We start from the raw sequence: 20,705 nt of genomic DNA on the forward strand, positions 1-20,705 counted from the left end.
GATCCGACGGGCGTCCCTCGCGACGTCGGCGGTGAGCCACGGCTCGCGCGCCTCCCCCTGCGACGAGGATAGGCACCGGTCCGGCCGATGCCTATCCCCCCTCCGGGTCAGGCGCCGAGCGCGGCGTCGACGATCTGCTTGGCCTCGGCCTGGACGCGCGCGAGGTGCTCGGGTCCGTCGAAGCTCTCGGCGTAGATCTTGTAGACGTCTTCGGTGCCCGAGGGGCGGGCCGCGAACCAGGCCTTCTCGGTGACGACCTTCAGTCCGCCGACCGACGCGCCGTTGCCGGGGGCCTCGGTCAGCTTCGCGATGATCGGATCGCCCGCCAGCTCGGTCGCCGTGATGTCGTCGCCGCTGAGCTTGCCGAGTCGGGCCTTCTGGTCTTTCGACGCGGCCGCATCGACCCGCTGGTAGACGGGGTCGCCGAACCTCTCGACGAGCTCGGCGTAGAGCTGCGAGGGCGTCTTGCCGGTGACGGCGATGATCTCGCTGGCGAGGAGGGCGAGCAGGATGCCGTCTTTGTCGGTCGTCCATACGGTGCCGTCGGTGCGGAGGAACGACGCGCCCGCGCTCTCTTCGCCGCCGAAGCCGACCGAGCCGTCGACGAGCCCGGGCACGAACCACTTGAACCCGACGGGGACCTCCCAGAGGCGGCGCCCGTGCGATTCGGCGACCTTGTCGATGATGCTCGACGAGACGAGCGTCTTGCCGATCGCGGCGTCGTCCCGCCACTGCGGACGGTGCGTGTAGAGGTAGTCGATCGCGACCGCGAGGTAGTGGTTGGGGTTCATCAGACCGCCGTCGGGCGTGACGATGCCGTGACGGTCGGCGTCGGCGTCGTTGCCGGTCAGCACGTCGAACTCGTCTTTGCGGTGCACGACGCTGGCCATGGCCGACGGGCTCGAGGGATCCATGCGGATCTTGCCGTCCCAGTCGAGGGTCATGAAGCGCCAGGTCGGGTCGACGCCCGGGTTGGTGACCGTCAGGTCGAGGCCGTAGACGTCGCGGATGGCACCCCAGTACGCGACGCTGGCGCCGCCCAGCGGGTCGGCGCCGATGCGGACGCCCGCCTTCTTGATGGCCTCGATGTCGATGATGTTCGCCAGGTCGCCGACGTAGCCGCGGAGGAAGTCGTGGCGCCCGGGGCTGCCGTCCGCGCGGAGGACGTCGACGTTGCCCGCCGCGATGATCTCGTTGGCGCGGGTCGCGATCCAGTTGGTGGCCTCGCTGTCGGCGGGACCGCCGTGCGGCGGGTTGTACTTGAAGCCGCCGTCGCGCGGGGGGTTGTGACTCGGGGTCACGACGATGCCGTCGGCCTTGTCGGCGTGCGCCGGGTCGGAGTTGTAGACGAGGATCGCGTGGCTGAGGGCCGGGGTCGGCACGTAGCCGCCCTCGGCGTCGGCGAGAACGTGCACGCCGTTGCCCACGAGCACCTCGACGGCGGTGCGCTCGGCGGGCCCGCTGAGGATGTGCGTGTCGCGACCGATGAACAGCGGGCCGGTGATGCCCTGACCCGCGCGGTACTCGACGATCGCCTGCGTGATCGCGGCGATGTGGGTCTCGGTGAACGCCGAGTCGAGCGACGAGCCGCGGTGACCCGAGGTGCCGAAGACGACCTTCTGCTCGGGGTCCGACACGTCGGGCACGAGTTCGTAGTACGCGGCCGAGACCTTCTCGGGGTCGATGAGGTCGCTGGCTTCGGCGGGGGTTCCGGCACGGTCTGTCATGAGGTCATCCTGGCACCAGCCGCCGACCTTCGTCGCGGGGTCTCCACAGCCCTCAGTAGGCTCTCGGACATGCCGACCACCGCCTCCTCGTCGACCTACAGCTACCTGGGCCCGGCCGGCACCTTCACCGAGGCCGCGCTGAAGCAGGTCCCCGAGGCCGCGGGCGCCGTCTGGCGCAGCGTGAACAACGTGGGCGAGGCGCTCGCCGACGTCATCGCCGGGCGCAGCACCGCCGCGATGATCGCCATCGAGAACAGCGTCGAGGGCGGCGTCAGCGCCACGCAGGACGCCCTCGCCACCGTCCCGGGTCTGCGCATCGTGGGCGAGTACCTCGTCCGCGTGAACTTCGTGCTGGTGGCCCGTCCGGGCACCCGGCTGGAGGAGGTGCGGGTCGTCAACGCGCACCCGGTCGCCTACGCGCAGACGCACCTCTGGCTCGAGGCGAACCTGCCGGGGCACGGGCACATCCCCGCCAGCTCGAACGTCGCGGCGGCCGCCGACCTGCTCCGCGCGGATCGCGGGCCGGGCGAGGCGGACGCCGCCGTGGCGCCCCCGGGCATCACCGACCACCACGACGTGACGGTGCTCGCGACCGGGATCGGCGACAACGCCAACGCCGTCACGCGCTTCGTGCTCGTCAGCCGCACCGTGCCCGTGCCGCCGGCCACCGGCGCCGACAAGACCAGCCTCATCGTCGAGCTGCCGGTCGACGGGGCGGGTGCCCTCGTCGACATGCTCGAGCAGTTCGCGACGCGCGGCATCAACCTGAGCCTCATCCAGTCGCGCCCCATCGGCGACGCCCTGGGCCGGTACCGCTTCGTGATCGACCTCGAGGGCCATGTCCTCGACGAGCGCGTCGCCGACGCGCTGCTCGGTCTCAAGCGCTTCAGCCCGAACGTGACCTTCCTGGGCTCGTACCCCCGAGCCGACGGCACGCCCGTCGAGGTGTCGCCCCGCTACGACGACGACGCCTTCGTCGACGCCCGCGACTGGCTGCGCGGGCTCGTGTCGGGCGTGGACCCGGTCTAGGCCGGGACCCTCACCGTCAGCGCGCCCGGGTCGACGACCGCGCGCAGCGCGACGGCCTTGCCGACCGAGTCGCCGTCGATCTCGAAGTCCTGCGGGCTGTCGAGCCGCACGACGAGCTTCCTGCCCTTGTTGTAGCGCAGGGTGCGGACCTCTCTCGAGTTCGCGGCCATGATGCGGCGCCCCACGTGGCTGCGCCGCAGCACGCCGTTCTCCCACACGATCTTGATCCAGATCTGCGCCCAGCCGATGACGCCCTCGGGTCGCAGCGCCACGATGTCGAAGATGCCGTCGTCGACCGCGGCGTCGGGCAGCAGCATGATGTTCGCCGGCAGCAGGCCGCAGTTGCCGACGATGATCGTGTGCGCGCTCATCGTCTTCGTCTCGCCGCCGTCGAGCTGGTACCGCACGTCGATCTTGTTGTCGTCGCGCAGCGCTCGGGCGATGGCATCGACGTAGGCGAGCCAGCCGACCCGTCGCTTCAGCTCGTCGTTCGTGTTCGCGAGCATCTTGGCGTCGAGCCCGACACCCGCCATGACGACGAACACCTTGGTCTCGCGGTCGCCGTTCTCGCGCTCGATGTCGACGACGCCGAGGTCGATGTCGCGGTCGCGCCCCGTGAAGGCGGTCGCGATCGAGTCGTCGAGACGATCGAGGGTGAGCGAGAGGTTGCGCGCGAGCAGGTTGCCCGTGCCGGAGGGCAGCAGGGCGAGCGACGTGTCGGAGCCGCGCAGCGCCTCGGCCACCGCACGGACCGTGCCGTCGCCGCCGGCCGCGATCACCATCGAGGCGCCCTCGGCCAGGGCCCGCGCCGTGACCTCGCCGCCCGGATCCTCCTTGGTCGTCTCGTAGTAGCGCGTCGGACCCCACCCGGCGTCGTGCTCGTGCCGCAGCACCGACGCGCGGATCGTCTTGAGATCGACCTTGATGGGGTTGTAGACGACCGCGGCCGTCCGCACGGCGGTCTCGTCGAGACCCGCCCCGCCATCGGAGGCGGCCGACGAGGCCTCGGTCGACGAGGGCCTCTCGGCGGGGGAGGAGGAGGTCGTCATGCAGCAAACCTAGGTGACGCCCGGCGAACGGACCATGTGGCGGGCGCGCGGCTGTGGACGGTCTCGACCCGCGCCTCCTCGGGGGAGGGACGGCCAGGCCGACGCCGTGGACCGTCACGGCCCCTGTGGACGCCGAGGAGGCGCGGCGTTTCTTCTTTAGGATGGGCGGGTGATCGATCCCCAGCTGCTGCGCGACGCCCCCGACCTCATCAAGACGAGTCAGCGTGCTCGGGGTGAGTCCGAGTCGGTCGTCGACGCCGCCGTCGCCGCCGACACCGCCCGACGCACCGCCATCGCCGCGTTCGAGGCGCTGCGCGCCGAGCAGAACGCCTTCGGCAAGACCGTCGCGAAGGCGCCCAAAGACGAGAAGAAGGCCCTCGTCGCCCAGGCGCAGGAGCTCGCCGCGCGCGTCAAGGCCGCGCAGGCGGAGTCCACCGAGGCCGACGCCGCGTTCGATCGGGCCATCCGCTCGATCGGCAACCCGATCATCGACGGGGTGCCCGCCGGTGGCGAAGAGAACTTCGTCACGCTGCGCGAGGTCGGCACCCGACGCGAGTTCGACTTCGAGCCGCTCGACCACGCCGACCTCGGCGAGCGGCTCGGTGCCATCGACATCAAGCGCGGCACCAAGGTCTCGGGCTCGCGGTTCTACTTCCTGCGGGGCATCGGCGCACGTCTCGAGCTCGCCATGATGAACATGGCCCTCGACCTCGCCCTGAAGAACGACTTCACCCCGCTGATCACGCCCACCCTGGTGCGCCCCGAGATCATGGCCGGCACCGGGTTCCTGGGGTCGCACGCCGACGAGGTCTACCACCTGCCCGCCGACGACCTCTACCTCACGGGGACGAGCGAGGTCGCGCTCGCCGGGTACCACGCCGACGAGATCCTCGACGTCGAGGCTGGTCCCGTGCGCTACGCCGGCTGGTCGACCTGCTACCGCCGCGAGGCCGGCGCCGCGGGTCGCGACAACCGGGGCATCCTCCGCGTGCACCAGTTCAACAAGCTCGAGATGTTCACCTACGTGCACCCCGATCAGGCCGAGGCCGAGCACCTCGCGCTCGTCGCCTTCCAGGAGGAGATGATGCAGGCGCTCGGCCTGCACTACCGCGTGATCGACGTCGCGGCGGGCGACCTCGGTTCGAGCGCGGCCCGCAAGTACGACATCGAGGCGTGGGTTCCGACGCAGGGCACCTACCGCGAGCTCAGCAGCACGTCGAACTGCACCACGTTCCAGGCGCGACGCCTCGACATCCGCTACCGCACCGAGAGCGGCAAGACGGCCCCGGTGGCGACGCTGAACGGCACGCTCGCGACGACGCGCTGGCTGGTGGCGATCCTCGAGACCCACCAGCAGGCCGACGGGTCGGTCATCGTGCCCGAGGCCCTGCGCCCCTACCTCGGCGGCCTCGACGTGATCGAGCCCGTCGCATGACGAGCCCCTCGCCCGCCGCGGCCGCCGGGGCCCTGCCCGCAGACGAGCAGTGGCTCGTCTGCCTCGACATCGACGGCACGATCATGCAAGAGACCGGCACCATCAGCGACGCCGTCTCCGACGAGATCCGCCGCCTCGCCGGCGACGGGCACCGCGTGATGATCGCGACCGGTCGCTCGGTCTCGATGACGCTGCCCGTGCTCGAGCGTCTCGGCCTCGTGTCCGAGTACGTCGTGTGCGCGAACGGCGCGATCACCCTCGGCCGCGACGAGACGGCGCCCACCGGCTACCGCCAGGTCTTCGTCGAGGAGTTCGACCCGACCGATGTCCTGACGACCATCCGGTCGAACCTCTCGGAGGGCGGGTACGCCGTCGAGGACCGCGACGGGGTCATGCGCTACTGCGGCACCTTCCCCGTCATCGAGGCGAGCGGTCAGGCCGAGAAGGTCGAGTTCGAGCAGCTGGGCGAACGGCCCGCGACCCGCGTGGTCGTCGTGTCGCCGGATCACGGCACGGAGGAGTTCCTCGAGGTCGTCGAGCGCATGGGCCTCTCGAAGGTGAACTACAACGTCGGGTGGACGGCTTGGCTCGACATCGCGCCCGACGGCGTGACGAAGGCCACGGCCCTCGAGCGGGTCCGCGAGTGGCTCGACGTGCCGCGTGACCGCGTCCTCGCCGCCGGCGACGGCCGCAACGACATCGACATGCTGCGCTGGGCCTCAGCCGAGGGTCGGGGCGTCGCCATGGGCCAGGCGCCCGAGGACGTCGTCGAGGTCGCCAGCGAGCGGACCGGGACCGACCTCGACGACGGGCTCGCCACCGCGCTCGCGACGCTGTAGGTCCGGGCAGGCCCCTGGGGCGGATCGGGGTCGTCCGCTAGACTCGACGGCGGTCGCCGGGGTACGCCTCGCGCAGGCCGGGAGGGCTGTCCGAGCGGCCGATGGAGCTTGTCTTGAAAACAAGTGGGCAGAGATGTCTCGTGGGTTCGAATCCCACGCCCTCCGCATCAGGCGCCTGACAGTGTCTCCGACCGCAGCGTCTCCGACCGCAGCGCGTCGCACCGTTGCGCCCCTCACCGCTGCGCCCGGTCCGGCGGCGTGACCAGAACGAGGGGCTGCCCCGGTCGGCCGGACGTGGTGCACTGGACGTGGCCGTCGAGCACCTGAGCTCGCACCCCGAGGCCCGCCACTTCTGAGGATCCGTCCCATGACCCGTCTCGCCCTCGCGAGCGCCGTCGCCGTCGGCGCTCTCGTGTTGAGCGCCGGCCTCGCAGCGATCGCCCCGGCCTCGTCGGCCTCGGCCGCCGCGGGAGGCTCCGCCACGGTGACCCGTGCCACGATCAAGACCGCGCCGACCACGACCGTCTACGCCGGCGGTCTCTACGTGCAGCGTTCGAGCGAGGCCTCGCGTGCCGCCGACGCCCTCGCCAAGCAGGGCCGCACGCGTGACGCCGCCGCCGCCCGCACCATCGCCGGGCAGTCCGTCGCCATCTGGCTGGGCTCGTGGTACAGCGACGCGCAGCTCGTCGAGGTCCTCCGCTACAACCTGGCCGAGGCCGAGAAGGCCGGCACCACGCCCGTCTTCGTCACGTACGACATCCCCAACCGCGACTGCGGCGGGTTCTCCGGAGGAGGCGCGGCGTCGTCGGCCGCGTACCTCACGTGGAACCAGCGCATCGCCGACACCCTCCGAGGGCGCAAGGCCGTCGTGATCGTCGAGCCCGACGCCCTCGCCCACCTCAGCAGCTGCCCCGAGCTCGCCGCCGGGCGCGAGGCCACCATCAAGAAGGCCGTCACGGCCCTCAGCGCCGCGGGCGTGCCATCGTACATCGACGCCGGCAACTCGAACTGGGTCCCCGCCGACGTCATGGCGAAGCGCCTGGTCGCCGCCGGGGTCGGAGTCGCCCGCGGCTTCGCCACGAACGTCTCGAACTACTACCCCGTGGCCGACGAGGTCGCCTACGCCGAGAAGGTGTCGTCGAAGGTGGGAGGCGCGCGCTACGTCGTCGACGTCTCGCGCAACGGCCGCGGCTGGAAGGGCACCTGGTGCAACGCGCCCGGCGCCGGTCTCGGGGTGAACCCGCACCGCACGAAGGGCACGGGTCGGCTCGACGCCCAGCTGTGGATCAAGACGCCGGGCGCCAGCGACGGTCCGTGCAACGGCGGTCCGGCGGCCGGGGCCTGGTTCCCGTCGTACGCGACCGCCCTGGTGGCCAACCGCCCGTAGCGACTCGACCGTCGGCGGCCGCCCGTAGGCTCACGGGTATGGCCACAGTCCTCTTCGTGCGGCACGGCCGCACCACCGCCAACGCCGGCGGGCTCCTCGCCGGGCGCACCCCCGGCGTCCACCTCGACGAGGTGGGTCGCCAGCAGGCCCTCCGCGCCGCCGAGCGCATCGCCGCCGTGCCCGTGGTCGCCGTGGTCTCGAGCCCCCTCGACCGCTGCCGCCAGACGGCGTCGGCCGTCATCGACGCCCAGCAGGGCCCGCTCGACAGCCCGCTCGACGAGGCCATCACCGAGTGCGACTACGGCGACTGGCAGGGCCGCTCGCTCGCCGACCTCGCCCGTGAGCCCCTCTGGTCGGTCGTCCAGTCGCAGCCCTCGGCCGTGGTGTTCCCCGGGGGCGAGCCCATGGCGACGATGCAGTCGCGCGCCGTCGCCGCCATCCGCCGACGCGACGCCGAGATCGAGGCCGAGCACGGGCCCGGCGCCGTCTGGGTCGCCGTCAGCCACGGCGACATCATCAAGTCGGTGCTGGCCGACGCCCTCGGCATGCACCTCGACCTCTTCCAGCGCATCGCGGTCGGCCCGGCGTCGATCTCGATCGTCCGCTACGGCACCCACCGCCCCGACGTCATCGCCACCAACACCGACTCCGGCGATCTGTCGTGGCTGCGGGCGTCGGCCCCGTCGGGCGACGCACCCGTGGGTGGAGGCGCGGGGCACGCCTGACCGGCACCGCGCCTCCTCGAGGAGGGGCGGGTCGTGACCGACCGGCAACGCGCCTCCTGCAGGGGGTCGCGCCCCGTGACTCCGGGGCCGCTCGGAGCACGGCGCTCGTAGGATGAGCGCATGCCAACCATCGTGCACGGATTCGACTGGCCCGATCGTTTCGTCGTCGGCACCGTCGGTCAGCCCGGCGCACGGGCCTTCTACCTGCAGGTGCGCGCCGGCGCCCGCGTCGTCAGCGTCGCGATCGAGAAGCAGCAGGCCGCGGTGCTCGCCGAGAAGGTCGACGAGCTGCTCGACGAGCTGAAGGCCGCCGAGGGCCGCGGCAACCCCGTGTCGATCCCCACCGAGACCCCCGCCGAGCTGCTCGACGACGAACCGCTCGATCAGCCCGTCACCGCCGAGTTCCGCACCGGGGCCATCAGCCTCGGCTGGGATCCCTCGACCGCGCAGGTCGTCATCGAGGCGTTCCCCCTGATCGAGGACGACGATCCGGCCGACGGCCCGGGCGCACCCGACGGCCTCGAGGGTCTCGACGGGTTCGACGGCTTCGCGTTCGACTCGAATCCCGGCGACGGCCGCGGCGACGGCGACGGCGAGGCCGCGATGCTGGCCGAGGTCGTCGAACCCGCCGAGCTGCTGCGCGTGCGGATCCCCGTCGGCACCGCGCGGGCCTTCGCCACCCGCACCCTCGGCGTCGTCCGCGCCGGTCGCCCCCTGTGCCCGCGCTGCGGCAACCCCATGGACCCCGAGGGTCACGACTGCCCCGCCGGCGACCTCTGGTGACCACCGGCGTCGGGGGCGGGTCCGAGACCCGGGCCGACGACGGCGCCGAGAGCGGCGATCACGTCGACGTCGGTCTCGGTGCGGATGCCGGCGGCCTCGGTGCCGACTCGGAACCCGTCCCCGGCCCCGACCTCGACGTCGACCTCGACCGGGGCGAGCTCGAGCTCACGGCGCGACTGACGACGGCGTCGAACGCGACGTTCGTCGGGCTCATCGGCGACCGTGAGGTGGTCTACAAGCCCGCGAAGGGCGAACGACCGCTCTGGGACTTCCCCGACAACGACCTGGCCCGGCGAGAGGCCGCCGCCCACCTCGTCTCCGAGGCGCTCGGGTGGGGAGTCGTCCCGCGCACCTGGTTGCGCGACGGGCCGCACGGCCCGGGCATGGTGCAGCTCTGGTGCGAGATCGACGCCGAGAACCCCGCCGTCGACCTCCTGCCGACCGACGAGGTGCCCGAGACGGGGTGGCGCACGGTGCTCGAGGGCTCCGACGAGGACGACCGACCCGTCGCGCTCATCCACGAGGACAGCCCGGCGCTCCGCCGCATGGCGGTCTTCGACATCGTGGTCAACAACGCCGATCGCAAGGGCGACCACGTGCTCGCCCTGCCCGACGGCCGCCGACTCGGGGTCGACCACGGACTCACCTTCCACGTCGAGCACAAGCTCCGCACGGTGCTCTGGGGGTGGATCGGCGACGAGCTCGACGCCGCGGAGCTCGACGGCCTGCACCGGCTGCGCGCCGACCTGGACGGAACCCTCGGCGACTCGCTCGTCGAGCTGCTGACCGAGGAGGCGCGGGTCGCCACGATCGAGCGGATCGAGCACCTGATCGGCGAGGGCCGGTTCCCCGCGCCCTCGGGTGCGTCGTCGGCGGTGCCCTGGCCGTTGTTCTGAGGGACGCCGCGCCTCCTGGGGCTCGGGTCGCGCCTCCTGGGCGGTGTCTCCGGGGCTTCAGCGCGCCTCCCGGAATGCGGTGCACCTCGTGAGGGCCGTCGCCGCGGCGGGATCGTGACCGTGTCGAGACCACCCGTTCACCCGGAGGACACGGAGAGGTCGTGAGCAGGACACGAGAGGCGGTCAGATTCCTCTGAGCACCCCGCTTCCCCTGCTGTCAGCACCTCACGAAGGAACCCGATGAAACTCAAGCGCACTGGTACCGTCCTGGCGATCGCCGCCGTCGGCACCGTCCTCCTCGCCTCCTGCGCCTCGAACGAAGGCGGCTCGACCAGCCCCTCCGAGAGCGCATCCTCCGACCTGTCCGGCTCGATCTCCGGCATCGGCGCCTCGTCGCAGCAGTCGGCCCAGGAGGCCTGGGTCGCCGCGTTCCAGACGGCCAACGAGGGCGTCACCGTCAACTACGACCCCCAGGGCTCGGGTGGTGGACGCGAGAGCTTCATCTCCGGCGCCGCCGACTTCGCGGCCTCCGACCGGGCCTTCAAGACCGACGAGATCTCGTCGAGCACCTTCGCGGGCTGCACGCCCGACACCGACATCGTCGAGCTGCCCGCCTACGTGTCGCCCATCGCGGTCATCTTCAACGTCGAGGGCGTCGACGAGCTGAACCTCGCCCCCGCCACGATCGCCGGCATCTTCAACGGCTCGATCACCACGTGGGACGCCGACGAGATCGTCGCCGACAACCCCGACGCCGACCTGCCGAGCACCCCCATCACCGCCGTGCACCGCTCGGACGACTCGGGCACGACAGAGAACTTCACCGACTACCTGCACGCCACGGCCCCCGACGTGTGGACCGACGAGGCCGACGACGTCTGGCCCCTCGACTCGGGCGAGGGTGCGAACCTGACCTCGGGCATGATCGACGCCGTCACCAACGGCACCGGCACCATCGGCTACGCCGACGCCTCGCGCGCCGGTGACCTCGGTGTCGCCAAGGTCAAGGTCGGCGACGAGTTCGTCGAGTACTCGGCCGACGCCGCCGCCGCGATCGTCGACGCCTCGCCGCGCGAGGAGGGCCGCACCGCCGGCGACCTCGCCATCGCGATCGACCGCACCTCCGACGCCGAGGGCGTCTACCCGATCGTGCTGATCAGCTACCTCATCGCCTGCGAGTCCTACGAGGACGAGGCCCAGGGCGAGCTCGTGAAGTCGTACCTCAGCTACGTCACCAGCGAGGACGGCCAGCAGGTCGCCGCCGACGCCGCCGGCTCGGCCCCCATCTCGAGCGAGCTGTCGACCGAGGTCGCCGGAGTCATCGAGACCATCAAGTAGCACCCGCCGCACCCACGAGGCCGTCGCCCCCACCCGGGGCGGCGGCCTCGCCTGCGTGTGCCCATGGCGGCGCTACGACGCCACGTTGTGGACACGACGCCAGGGTTGAAGCGGGCGTCGTGTCCATGACCTGGCGTGGTGGGTGGGGGTGGGGTCGTGCGTGGCGGGTGGTGGGGGAGGCCGGCGGCTGCGCCGCCACGTATTCGACATGCCGCCACGTGATCCGGTGGCGGGGTGTCGAGTCGATGGCGGTTCGCGTGTGGCGTCGTGGGTGGCGGGGGAAGCGGCGGGGCGGGGGCGCCGGGTCAGGGGAGGAGGCCCGAGCGGAACGCCCAGACGACGGTCTGCAGCCGGTCGCGGGTGCCGAGCTTCGTCATGACGCGGGTGAGATGCGACTTGACGGTGCTCGTCTCGACCACGAGGCGGGCGCCGATCTCGTCGTTCGAGAGACCGTCGCCGAGCAGCCGGACGATCTGCTGCTCTCGCTCGGTCAGAACTCCGGGCGGCGGCTCGACCGCGGTGGACCGGCGGCGGCGGGTGAACTCCGCGATGACGCGGCGCGTGGTGGCACCGTCGATCGCGGCCTGACCGGCAGCCAGGCTGCGGACGGCGGCGACGAACTCGTCGGGCTCGACATCCTTCAGCACGAACCCGCTGGCACCGGCCTCGAGCGCGCCGAACACGTACTCGTCGAGGTCGAAGGTCGTGGCGACGAGGACCGCGGGAGGCGCGGCGGACCCGACCCGCGCCTCCTGAGCAGACGACGCGGCGCCCGCACCGGACCCAAACCCAGCCCCAGCCCCAGCCCCAGACCCGACGATGGCGCGTGTCGCCTCGATGCCGTCACCGCCGGGCATGCGGACGTCCATCACGACGACGTCCGGGCTCACCCGACGCACCAGCTCGACCGCCTCGCGCCCGCCAGCGGCCTCGCCGACGACCTCGAACCCACCGGCGGTCTCGAGCACGACGCGGAACCCGGTGCGGACGATCGACTGGTCGTCGACCAGCACGACCCGGATCACGCCCCGCCCCCGGCGGGCGACGACGGGTCCGCCTCGACCGGCAGAGACAGCGCGACGCGCCAGCGGCCGGCCTGCGCGACCCCCGCCTCGAGCTCGCCGCCGACGAGCGCCGCGCGCTCCCGCATGCCGACCAGGCCGTAGCCCGGGGTGTGCGCGGCGCCACCGCCCGAGGGCAGGTCGTTCTCGACGACCACCGTCAGCCGGTCGACCGTCGCGTCGATCGACAGCTCGACCACGGCGCCCGGGCTGTGCCTCCGCGCGTTCACGAGGGACTCCTGCACGGTGCGGAACGCCGTCACGTCGGCGAGCGGGGGCAGAGACGGCAGGGCGCCGCTCCGGTGCACCTCGACGACGGCCCCGGAGGCGCGGGCCGCGTCGACGAGATCGGTCACGTCGGCGAGACCGGGGACGGGTGCGGTGCCGCTGGCGTCGTCACCCGTCTCGCGCAGGATCCCGACGATCGACCGCAGGGCGTCGAGGGTCTCGCGGCCCTGGGCTCGGACGCTCCGCAGCGACTCCTTCGCCCGTTCGGGGTCGCCGTCGACGAGCCGTTCGGCCGCCCCGGCCTGGACGACGAGACCGGTCAGATGATGCGCGGCCACGTCGTGCAGCTCGCGGGCCATGCGGGTGCGCTCGGCGGCGACGGCCGATCGCGTGAGCGTCGCCTGGTGCTCGACCGACTCGGCGGCCCGGGCGCGGGCGTCGTGATCGTGCACGCGCCGGAGGGCCACCCACGAGCCCACGGCCGCGCTGACCCCGTTGACCAGCACCGCGGTGGAGACGAGCGCGAGCGTCTCGACGACGACGCCCGACGGGCCGTCCCCGAACAGATCGCCCCGCGGCGTCACGGTCGTCGTCGCCCAGTCGAGGCGCTCGACGATCAGATCGGTCGCACCGACGACGGCGCCGATCGTCGCGACGCCGATGGCCGCGAGGACGGCGCGGACCGCGACCCGGGTGGGTCGCAGGGTGGCCACGGTGTAGGCGGCGATGACGGGAGCCGCCGTCCACAGCGCGACACCCGAGGGCAGGATCGTCAGCAGAGCGGCCTGGACGACCGCGATCACCAGCAGGACGCCGACCGGGCGGACCCGACGCAGGGCCAGCGGCACGTACTGGACGACAGCCAGCAGGGTCATCACGACGAGCTGCGGGGCCGACGCGCCCAGGGAGGCGGACGGCGCCGTCCCGAGCTCGCCCGTGGCCAGCAGGGCGCCGAGCAGAGCCACCGTGACCACCGCCCAGACGGCGGCGAGCACGACGTCGCGACCGAGCGGCGTACGGACGCCGACACGGGCGAGCATCCGACGCGTCGCTGCTGCACCGGGCCCCGAGGCGGAGCCCGCGGTGGCAGCGTCGGAGGCGGGCGAGGTCATCGTCCGAGCATGCCAGGTGCCGGTGGTCTCGGGGGAGCGCTTCAGCCCGCGCATCAGAAGCTCACGCTCGGCGCGATGAGGCGGAACACGAACGCCACGGTGGCGAGAGCCGCGAGAGCGGCGACGACGAGCACGCGTCCGGTGACGACGGCCCAGCCTCGACGGTCGCGGACGGCCCGCCACGCGACGAGGGCGGCCGGCACGAGGGCCAGGACGCCGAGCACCTGCAGCACCTGGAGCACGCGCAGGGTCGTGGCCGTGACCTCGGCGAACGACATCGCCTGCACGGCGACGATCGCCCAGCCGACGAGGGCGAGCAGGGTCGACGCCTGTCCGAGTCGCGACAGCAGCAGCATCCGGTCCTTCCGGCGCGGGGCGGCGTCGGGTCGCGAGGGGTCGCGACGGGTCGAGCGGCCTCCGGCTCGCGCCAGGGCCGTGGCCGGCCAGACGATCATCGACGCGAGCAGGACGACGAGCGAGCCGAGCGCGACCGGCACGACGACCGACGCCGTCTGCCAGGGCTGCGCCCGCAGCAGGGTGAAGGAGGCGCCCCACGAGATCGCGGTAACGGTCGCGTCGTCCGCATCCCCGCCCGAGTCGGTGCGCGTCGCCAGCAGCGCGTCACCGCCGACCTCGCGCCACAGGTTCGGCTCGATCTTCTCGTAGACCCCGGTGGTGACGCCGAGCGGCTTCGGGGTGACGGCGACGGTCCCGTCGGTCCGCGGCACGACGACCGTCTGACCGCTGAGGGCGAGCAGGGCGCCCGGGTTCGTCACGGGCGACCGCGACGAGAGGTACGTGCCGGCCAGATCGGCGGCGGCGGGCCCGTCCGGAGCTTCCGCGTCCGAGGCGTCCATGTCGGAGGCGACCGCACCCGCGCCTCCTCGGCTCGGGGCGCCCGCCTCGTCGCGCAGATACCGGTCGGCGAAGCCCTGCAGCACCGTCGTGCGGAGGTCGAGCGACGCGGTCGGCGTGCGCCCGCTGCCGTTCAGCGAGACGAAGATGCCGGCGTCATGGTCGGGGAACAGCCGCATCGCCGAATGGAACACCTGGGTGTCGCCGTCGTGCCCGAATGCCGGGACGCCCGGGGTGCTGTCGTCGAAGAAGCCGAGGTCCATGCGCTGCCCGGCGGCGAGCGTGCCGAGCTGGTCGGCGTCGAGCGCGGGGCGGTGCATCTCGGCCAGCGCGTCGTCGCCGAGCAGTGCGGCGTCGCCCGGCAGGTCGCCGAGGTGCGCGAGCATGAAGCGGGCCATGTCGGTGGCGCTCGAGGTCATCGCGCCGGCGGGTGCGGCGTTGACGACCTCGGTCGGGTACGCGGGCTGCGAGTCGTCGGGGTAGCCCTTCGCGAGGCGGGCGTCGAGGTCGTCGGGCAGGGGCTGCTCGAACGACGACGACGACATGCCGGCGGGCTCGAACACGTTCTGCTGCAGCAGCTCCGCGAACGGCTCGCCCGACACGCGCTCGGCGATGTAGCCCGCGAGGGTCGCGCCGTAGTTGGAGTACGCGGGCGTGGTGCCGGGCTCGTAGACCTGCTCGGGCGGTGCGGCCGAGACGGCCTCGCGCAACGGCACCTCGCTGCCGGCGGTGCCGATCAGCCCGGCGATCACCTCCTCGAAGCCGGCCGTGTGGGTCAGCAGATGCCGCAGCGTGATCGGGCCCTTCGGGGTGTCGAGGTCGAAGTCGAGGTACTGCTGCACGTCGGCGTCGAGATCGAGATCGCCCCGCTCGACGAGCTGCATGATCGCCGTGGCCGACACGACCTTCGAGATCGAGCCGATGCGGAAGAGCGTGTCGTCGGGGTCCACGGGACGGGCGGATCCGCCCTCGGTCCCCGTGTCGGCGAGGCCGTAGCCCTTCGCCGTCAGCAGCTCGCCGTCCGAGACGACGGAGACGGTGGCCCCGGGGATGCCCGTGGTCTGCAGAGCCGAGCCGATCGCGCCGTCGAGCCAGGTGTCGACGTCGTCGGCGGTGAGGGAGTGGCCTCCGGGCTGCTGGCGAGGAGGGGCGGGAGGCGCGGCCTCGGTGGGCGCCGCGCTCGCGGAACCGCAGGCGGCGAGCGGCAGGGCGAGGGCCACGACCGCGGTCGCGGCGGCGAGTCGGGGCAGGAGGCGCGGGGCGCGTCGGCCGGTGCGCGGCGCCCCCTGGGTCGGTGTCGTTGTCATGCCTCCACGTTCGCGGGTGCCGATCGACGGCGCAGGAGGCGCAGGTCGGGACCTCGTCTACGACCTGAGTCGCAAGCGGCCGGCCTCAGGACCCCGCCGGGGTCGGCTGACACCGCGGGCGCCTCCGGGCGCGGCGGGCGCGGCCGGGTGACCCGGTCCCCGCGGACGCGCCTACACTCCGGGTCGACGCGGTCCCCTGCCGCCCTGACCCGGAGGCCCGCCATCCCCACCCTCGACCCGCCCCTCGACCCCGCGGTCGACCCCCTCGACCCCGCGGTCGACCCCGCCGTCCCCGCGTTCGACCCCGCGGTCCCCGCATCGCCCGCGGCTGCGCCCACGGTGGCCTCCGCCCCGACGGCGCCTCCCCGCGTCCGGTGGTTCCGCGCCGGCCCCGAGGCCCACGCCGCCCCGGAGGCGCCGATCTTCGTGCTGGTGCACGGCGTCGGCCTCTCGCACCGGTCGTTCAGCCGTCTCGCGCCGCTGCTCGCCGAGCACGGCACGGTGCTGGCCGTCGACCTGCCCGGCTTCGGCCGCACGCCGGGGCCGCGTCGTCGTCTGGGCGTCGACGAGATGGCGGAGGCCCTGCTGCCCCGGCTCGACTCGGCTGCGGGAGGGGCGGCCCGGCTCGTCGTGATCGGCCACTCGCTGGGTTCCGAGGTCGCCATCGACGTGGCCCTCCGCCGTCCGGGGCTCGTGCGCGGGCTCGTGCTGATCGGCCCGGTCGTCGACCCGGCGGCCTCGAGCGCGGCCGGTCAGGGGCGACGGCTGGCCCTCGACATGCTCGGCGAGCCGCCGCTCACCGGCGCGATGGTGGCCCGCGACTACGCCCGCGGCGGGATGCTCTCGTATGCCGCCGGGGTCGCCTCGATGCTCCGCTACCAGACGGCCGACCGCATCCGCGGGGTCACCCGACCGACGCTGGTCGTCCGGGGCGCGCACGACCCGATCGCCCCCGCCGACTGGGTGCGCGGACTCGCCGAGGCCGTCGACGGCCGGTCGGCCGAGGTGCCCGGCGCCGTGCACAACGTCATCCACTCCCACCCCGACGAGGTCGGCCGTCTCGTCGCGGCGTTCGCCGCAGGACTCCCGGAGGCGCGGGTCCCGTGACCGTGCCGTCGCCGTTCCGTCTCGCGCGCCTCCTGATCTGGTGGGTCCGCGACTACGCCTACGCCGCGCACTGGCAGGTCCGCGCCGTGCTCGCGCCGCGGGGCGAGGCGGAGTACCGGGACGGGGAGGGGCGCGCGGTGCTGGTCGTGCCCGGCATCTGGGAGACCTGGGCGTTCCTCCGCCCGCTGATCGCCCGGGTGCACGCCGAGGGGCACCCCGTGCACGTGCTGTCGGCCCTGCGGTGGAACGGCCGACCCGTCGAGGCCGCCGCCCGCGACGTGGCCGAGTACCTCGAGCGGCACGATCTGCGCGACGTCGTGATCGTCGCGCACAGCAAGGGCGGTCTGATCGGCAAGTACGTGATGGCCATGCTCGACCCCGAGAGCCGCGTCGACGGCATGGTGGCCGTCTGCGCGCCCTTCTCGGGATCGCGCTACGCCCGATGGCTGCCCCTGTCGAGCCTGCGGGCGTTCTCGCCCCGGGATGCCACGACCCTGCTGCTCACCCGCAACGCGGAGGTCAACTCGCGGATCGTGTCGATCTACGGCGAGTTCGATCCGCACATCCCCGAGGGCAGCGAGCTGCCGGGGGCCGAGAACGTCCGGCTTCCCGCGGGCGGGCACTTCCGGATCCTGGCCCTGCCCCGCACGATCGCGACCGTGCTGGCCGTCGCCGGGCGGGCACCCCGTCGAGGCTGAGGCGGCGGGGCGCTCCGACCGGTCGGTCGGGGGTCGGGTCAGGCGTTCAGCAGGCGGGACGGCTGCGCGGCCTCGTCCTCGGCCGGCAGTCGCATGCCCGACGGAGTGTTGGCCGTGGCGATGATCGCCCTGACCCAGGACTCGTTGATCCGGGGCGGGCGGTTGCCGCTGAAGTGGAACCGGAGATCGCTGGTCGGGTTGATCCACATGGTGTCGCGGCCGCTGCCCTGGCTCACCGGTCGGGCGATCGTCAGCGCCACGCTCTGTTGAGCGCGGAGGAGCGTGAGCAGCGCGACCTTCAGGTGGGCGAGGGCACGGTCGTCGAGCTCGACGCCGTAGCCGTCGGTTCCGTAGAACAGGGTTCCCATGCTGATCCGCCTCGAGGTGGGGTCCGAGATTACGGGTGATCAGGGACTCGGTCGTCTCGCCTGTGGGGGCGAGGAGTGGTGGACGAGCCCGCGATGCGGGGTGTGCGGACCCGGGGGAGCGCACGCTCGTGATGTACCGGCTGCCGAGGTCTGGGGTGGCCTTGCCCCCACGGTAGGGGACAGCGGGACGGTGCTGCAAGCGAGAGGGATGAGGTCGCGGAACAGCATCCGGTATGCGAACTGCTGGCCTCCGAAGGGCCGGATCAGGCGGGGGTGCGTACCCCTACGCAACGACCCCGCCTCACCGTTCGGCCCCCCGAAGGGCCGTCGGCCGTGCTCATCCGAAGAGCAGTCGGTTCGGTGTGCTCCTTTTCTACAGGGTCCGGGGGGAATCGCCTACGCCTCCGCGGTTCCGGCTGCGAATCGATGTGCAGATGTGACCGAGCGTGGTCTCCTCACCCGCGCGCGCCTCCTGAGGAGGGGATCGCCGAGGCCCGTCTCGTGACGCAGCCCGTCGACGAGCGGGACGACGTCGAAAGCACCTGCTCGGGCCGGTGTCAACCCCCTGAGGCGTACTCGTTTCCGTTCGGCCCTTCGGGGCGCGACGCGGACAGTGTTGCAGCATCTCAACCCGATCGCGGCCGTCGTCCCGATGGTCGCTCGACGATCCGAGAGGCACAGCATGAGCGATGACAAGCGCTACGACAGCGACTCGTCCACACCCGTCTTCGACCAGACCGCCGGAGGGCAGCCGCCGACGGGCACGTCGTCAGGGCACGACGGCGGCCGCCGCGACGACGCCGTGACCGGACTCGGCGACGAGGTCGGCGCGTACGCCGACATCACCGACCCCGACGCCACCGCGGCCGACTTCTCGGCCACCGCAGCACCCGTGGTCGCGCCGTCCGCCGGGGTCGGCGGCTCCGGCGACGGCTCCTCCGGCGACGGCGGCTCCGACGGCGGCGTCAAGGAGAAGGCCCAGGCCAAGGCGGACTCGGCCAAGGAGGAGGCGGCCGGTGTCGCGGGCGACGCCAGGAGCGCCGCCTCCGACGTGGTCGGCAGCGCCAAGGAGCAGGCCTCGAAGGTCGCCTCCGAGGCGACCGGTCAGGCCAAGGAGCTCTTCGGCCAGGCGACCTCCGAGCTCAAGGAGCAGGCCGGTGCGCAGCAGGAGAAGGCGGCCGCCGGTCTCCGCACCATGGGCGACCACCTCGGCTCCATGGCCGACAACGGCGAGAGCGGTGTGGCGGGCGAGCTCGTCCGCAACCTCTCCGGTCGCGCGCACGGCGTCGCCGAGTGGCTCGAGGGGCGCGACGCCGGCACCCTGCTGGACGACGTCAAGTCGTTCGCCGCCCGGAAGCCCGGCACCTTCATCGCGATCGCCGCAGCCTCCGGTCTGCTGGCCGGTCGGGTCGTGAAGTCGCTGACCGCCGAGGCCAAGCAGCAGCACCAGAGCGACTCCGACTCAGGCACCCCGACCTCGGGGAGCGCAGGAGGCGCGGCGACGCCGTCCGCGCCCGTCGCCTCGACCGGCGGCCAGACGCCGCTCGTCGGCGACCCCGGTCCCGTGGCCGGCGAGTACGACGTCGTCGAGGAGGGCGAGCTGCCCGACGTGATCGCGACGCCCGGCAATCCGAGCGCCACCCCGGGCACCTGGCCCGGAGCCGCAGGGCCCCGCCTGTGAGCGACCCGTCCGCCGGCGCCCCCGAGACCGGGCGTCCGGCCCCTGAGGAGACCGCCGCCACGACGTCGCTCGGCGAACTGCTGAGCGGCGTCACCGGCGACCTGTCCACGCTGTTCCGTCAGGAGGTCGAGCTCGCCAAGGCCGAGCTCACCGACTCGGCCAAGAAGGCCGGCAAGGGAGCGGGCATGTTCGGCGGTGCCGGTCTGACGGCGCTGTTCGCCCTGCTGTTCCTGTCGCTCGCCGCGATGTGGGCGCTCGGCTCGCTGATCGGCCTCGGCTGGTCGTCGCTGATCATCGCCGTCGTCTACGCCGTGGTCGCGCTGGTGCTGTTCCTCCGGGGGCGCAAGCAGCTGAAGACCATCACGGGAGCGCCCTCGACGGTCGACTCCCTCAAGAAGATCCCTGAGACCGTCAAGCCAGGAGGCAACGCATGAGCACCGCAGACACCAACGAGAGCGGATCGACCCGCACGCCCGAGGAGATCCGCGCCGACATCGAGCGAACCCGCGCCGGGCTCGGCTACGACGTCGACGCGCTCGCCGACAAGGTGAACCCGTCGAGCATCGCCCACCGCCAGACCGAGAAGGTCAAGGGGCGCTTCACGAGCGCCAAGGAGTCCGTCATGGGCGTCGCCCACTCGGGCGTCGACAGCGTCCGCGACGCCGGCGGCTCGGCCGTCGACAGCGTGCGGGGAGCCGGCGGCTCGGTCGCGGGCGGCGTCACCGGCGCCCCGCAGCAGGCCGTGCAGAAGGCGAAGGGCAACCCGCTCGCGGTCGGCCTGATCGCCTTCGGCGCCGGGTGGCTGGTCTCGTCGCTGATCCCCGCGTCGGACAAGGAGCGGGAGCTCGTCTCGTCGGCGAAGGAGAAGGCCGCGCCGGTCGTCAAGTCGGCCGCGGACGACGCCGCCGAGCACCTGCGCGAGCCCGCGCAGGAGGCCTTCGCCGCCGTCAAGGAGACCGCTCAGGACGCCGCCTCGACCGTCAAGGACGACACGACCTCGGCCGCCGCCGACGTCAAGGACAGTGCTCAGCAGTCGAAGGAGAACGTTCAGGGCGCCTGACCGGCGAACCACACGACGAG

Annotated in this window: 19 protein-coding genes and 1 tRNA gene; 14 read left to right on the forward strand and 6 right to left on the reverse strand. The window is 72.9% G+C overall.

The features are described from left to right. Positions 1-107: 107 nt before the first annotated feature. Complete coding sequence (gene pgm / locus ASF17_RS03370; RefSeq protein WP_055795207.1) at positions 108-1,727, reverse strand: phosphoglucomutase (alpha-D-glucose-1,6-bisphosphate-dependent); 1,620 nt, start codon at positions 1,725-1,727, stop codon at positions 108-110. A 69-nt stretch (positions 1,728-1,796) separates the two neighbouring features. Here pgm and pheA point away from each other — a divergent pair, with 69 nt between their 5' ends. Further along, entirely contained in the window at positions 1,797-2,756 is a 960-nt protein-coding gene (pheA, locus tag ASF17_RS03375; protein WP_055795208.1) for a prephenate dehydratase, read from the forward strand. Here the strand turns inward: pheA and ASF17_RS03380 are convergent. Continuing rightward, positions 2,753-3,805, reverse strand: coding sequence for a diacylglycerol/lipid kinase family protein (locus ASF17_RS03380; RefSeq protein ID WP_082475006.1), 1,053 nt, complete (start codon positions 3,803-3,805; stop codon positions 2,753-2,755). The two genes, pheA and ASF17_RS03380, sit on opposite strands and share 4 nt — an antisense overlap. A gap of 169 nt (positions 3,806-3,974) precedes the next feature. On the opposite strand from ASF17_RS03380, the gene serS reads away from it, so the two are divergent. The 8 genes from serS to ASF17_RS03420 all read left to right on the forward strand — a co-directional run bounded on the left by serS (position 3,975) and on the right by ASF17_RS03420 (position 11,208). Next, positions 3,975-5,240: a serine--tRNA ligase gene (gene serS / locus ASF17_RS03385; protein ID WP_055795210.1), complete on the forward strand. Its 1,266-nt coding sequence runs from the start codon at positions 3,975-3,977 to the stop codon at positions 5,238-5,240. Continuing rightward, complete coding sequence (locus tag ASF17_RS03390) at positions 5,237-6,079, forward strand: HAD family hydrolase (RefSeq protein WP_055795215.1); 843 nt, start codon at positions 5,237-5,239, stop codon at positions 6,077-6,079. Before serS ends, ASF17_RS03390 begins: the two co-directional genes overlap by 4 nt. An 80-nt stretch (positions 6,080-6,159) precedes the next feature. Next, positions 6,160-6,244, forward strand: a tRNA-Ser gene (locus ASF17_RS03395). Between the two features lie 202 nt (positions 6,245-6,446). Beyond that, entirely contained in the window at positions 6,447-7,466 is a 1,020-nt protein-coding gene (locus ASF17_RS03400) for a glycoside hydrolase family 6 protein (protein ID WP_055795217.1), read from the forward strand. A gap of 38 nt (positions 7,467-7,504) precedes the next feature. Continuing rightward, positions 7,505-8,191 (forward strand): MSMEG_4193 family putative phosphomutase, encoded by a 687-nt coding sequence (locus ASF17_RS03405; protein ID WP_200913415.1) that lies wholly within the window; start codon positions 7,505-7,507, stop codon positions 8,189-8,191. 120 nt (positions 8,192-8,311) lie between these two features. Further along, positions 8,312-8,974: a DUF3090 domain-containing protein gene (locus ASF17_RS03410; RefSeq protein ID WP_055795219.1), complete on the forward strand. Its 663-nt coding sequence runs from the start codon at positions 8,312-8,314 to the stop codon at positions 8,972-8,974. Next, the gene (locus ASF17_RS03415; protein WP_082475007.1) at positions 8,971-9,870 is read left to right on the forward strand and encodes an SCO1664 family protein; all 900 of its coding nucleotides are present in this window, start codon (positions 8,971-8,973) and stop codon (positions 9,868-9,870) included. The genes ASF17_RS03410 and ASF17_RS03415 overlap by 4 nt, the downstream gene beginning before the upstream one ends. Before the next feature lie 240 nt (positions 9,871-10,110). After that, positions 10,111-11,208: a phosphate ABC transporter substrate-binding protein PstS gene (locus ASF17_RS03420; protein ID WP_055795221.1), complete on the forward strand. Its 1,098-nt coding sequence runs from the start codon at positions 10,111-10,113 to the stop codon at positions 11,206-11,208. Between the two features lie 305 nt (positions 11,209-11,513). On the opposite strand, the gene ASF17_RS03425 is transcribed toward ASF17_RS03420, so the two are convergent. From ASF17_RS03425 to ASF17_RS03435, 3 genes are read right to left on the reverse strand one after another with little or no spacing between them, the layout of a single operon-like run. Then, complete coding sequence (locus ASF17_RS03425) at positions 11,514-12,233, reverse strand: response regulator (RefSeq protein WP_055795223.1); 720 nt, start codon at positions 12,231-12,233, stop codon at positions 11,514-11,516. Further along, the gene (locus tag ASF17_RS03430; protein WP_235476325.1) at positions 12,230-13,663 is read right to left on the reverse strand and encodes a sensor histidine kinase; all 1,434 of its coding nucleotides are present in this window, start codon (positions 13,661-13,663) and stop codon (positions 12,230-12,232) included. Before ASF17_RS03430 ends, ASF17_RS03425 begins: the two co-directional genes overlap by 4 nt. After that, positions 13,663-15,771 (reverse strand): serine hydrolase domain-containing protein, encoded by a 2,109-nt coding sequence (locus ASF17_RS03435; protein ID WP_055795224.1) that lies wholly within the window; start codon positions 15,769-15,771, stop codon positions 13,663-13,665. The genes ASF17_RS03430 and ASF17_RS03435 overlap by 1 nt, the downstream gene beginning before the upstream one ends. A gap of 147 nt (positions 15,772-15,918) precedes the next feature. Here ASF17_RS03435 and ASF17_RS03440 point away from each other — a divergent pair, with 147 nt between their 5' ends. Then, complete coding sequence (locus tag ASF17_RS03440; protein ID WP_055795226.1) at positions 15,919-16,878, forward strand: alpha/beta fold hydrolase; 960 nt, start codon at positions 15,919-15,921, stop codon at positions 16,876-16,878. After that, positions 16,875-17,576 (forward strand): esterase/lipase family protein, encoded by a 702-nt coding sequence (locus ASF17_RS03445; protein ID WP_200913416.1) that lies wholly within the window; start codon positions 16,875-16,877, stop codon positions 17,574-17,576. Before ASF17_RS03440 ends, ASF17_RS03445 begins: the two co-directional genes overlap by 4 nt. Positions 17,577-17,614: 38 nt before the next feature. On the opposite strand, the gene ASF17_RS03450 is transcribed toward ASF17_RS03445, so the two are convergent. Beyond that, positions 17,615-17,944 (reverse strand): DUF7882 family protein, encoded by a 330-nt coding sequence (locus tag ASF17_RS03450; RefSeq protein ID WP_055795228.1) that lies wholly within the window; start codon positions 17,942-17,944, stop codon positions 17,615-17,617. A gap of 682 nt (positions 17,945-18,626) precedes the next feature. On the opposite strand from ASF17_RS03450, the gene ASF17_RS03455 reads away from it, so the two are divergent. From ASF17_RS03455 to ASF17_RS03465, 3 genes are read left to right on the forward strand one after another with little or no spacing between them, the layout of a single operon-like run. Next, complete coding sequence (locus tag ASF17_RS03455) at positions 18,627-19,625, forward strand: hypothetical protein (RefSeq protein WP_156357272.1); 999 nt, start codon at positions 18,627-18,629, stop codon at positions 19,623-19,625. After that, complete coding sequence (locus ASF17_RS03460; RefSeq protein ID WP_082475010.1) at positions 19,622-20,059, forward strand: phage holin family protein; 438 nt, start codon at positions 19,622-19,624, stop codon at positions 20,057-20,059. The genes ASF17_RS03455 and ASF17_RS03460 overlap by 4 nt, the downstream gene beginning before the upstream one ends. Beyond that, a complete protein-coding gene (locus ASF17_RS03465) occupies positions 20,056-20,685 on the forward strand; it encodes a DUF3618 domain-containing protein (protein WP_055795232.1) in 630 nt (209 codons plus the stop codon). Before ASF17_RS03460 ends, ASF17_RS03465 begins: the two co-directional genes overlap by 4 nt. The last annotated feature ends 20 nt before the right edge of the window (positions 20,686-20,705 follow it).

It is taken from the genome of Frigoribacterium sp. Leaf263, from assembly GCF_001422285.1.
GTDB lineage: Bacteria > Actinomycetota > Actinomycetes > Actinomycetales > Microbacteriaceae > Frigoribacterium.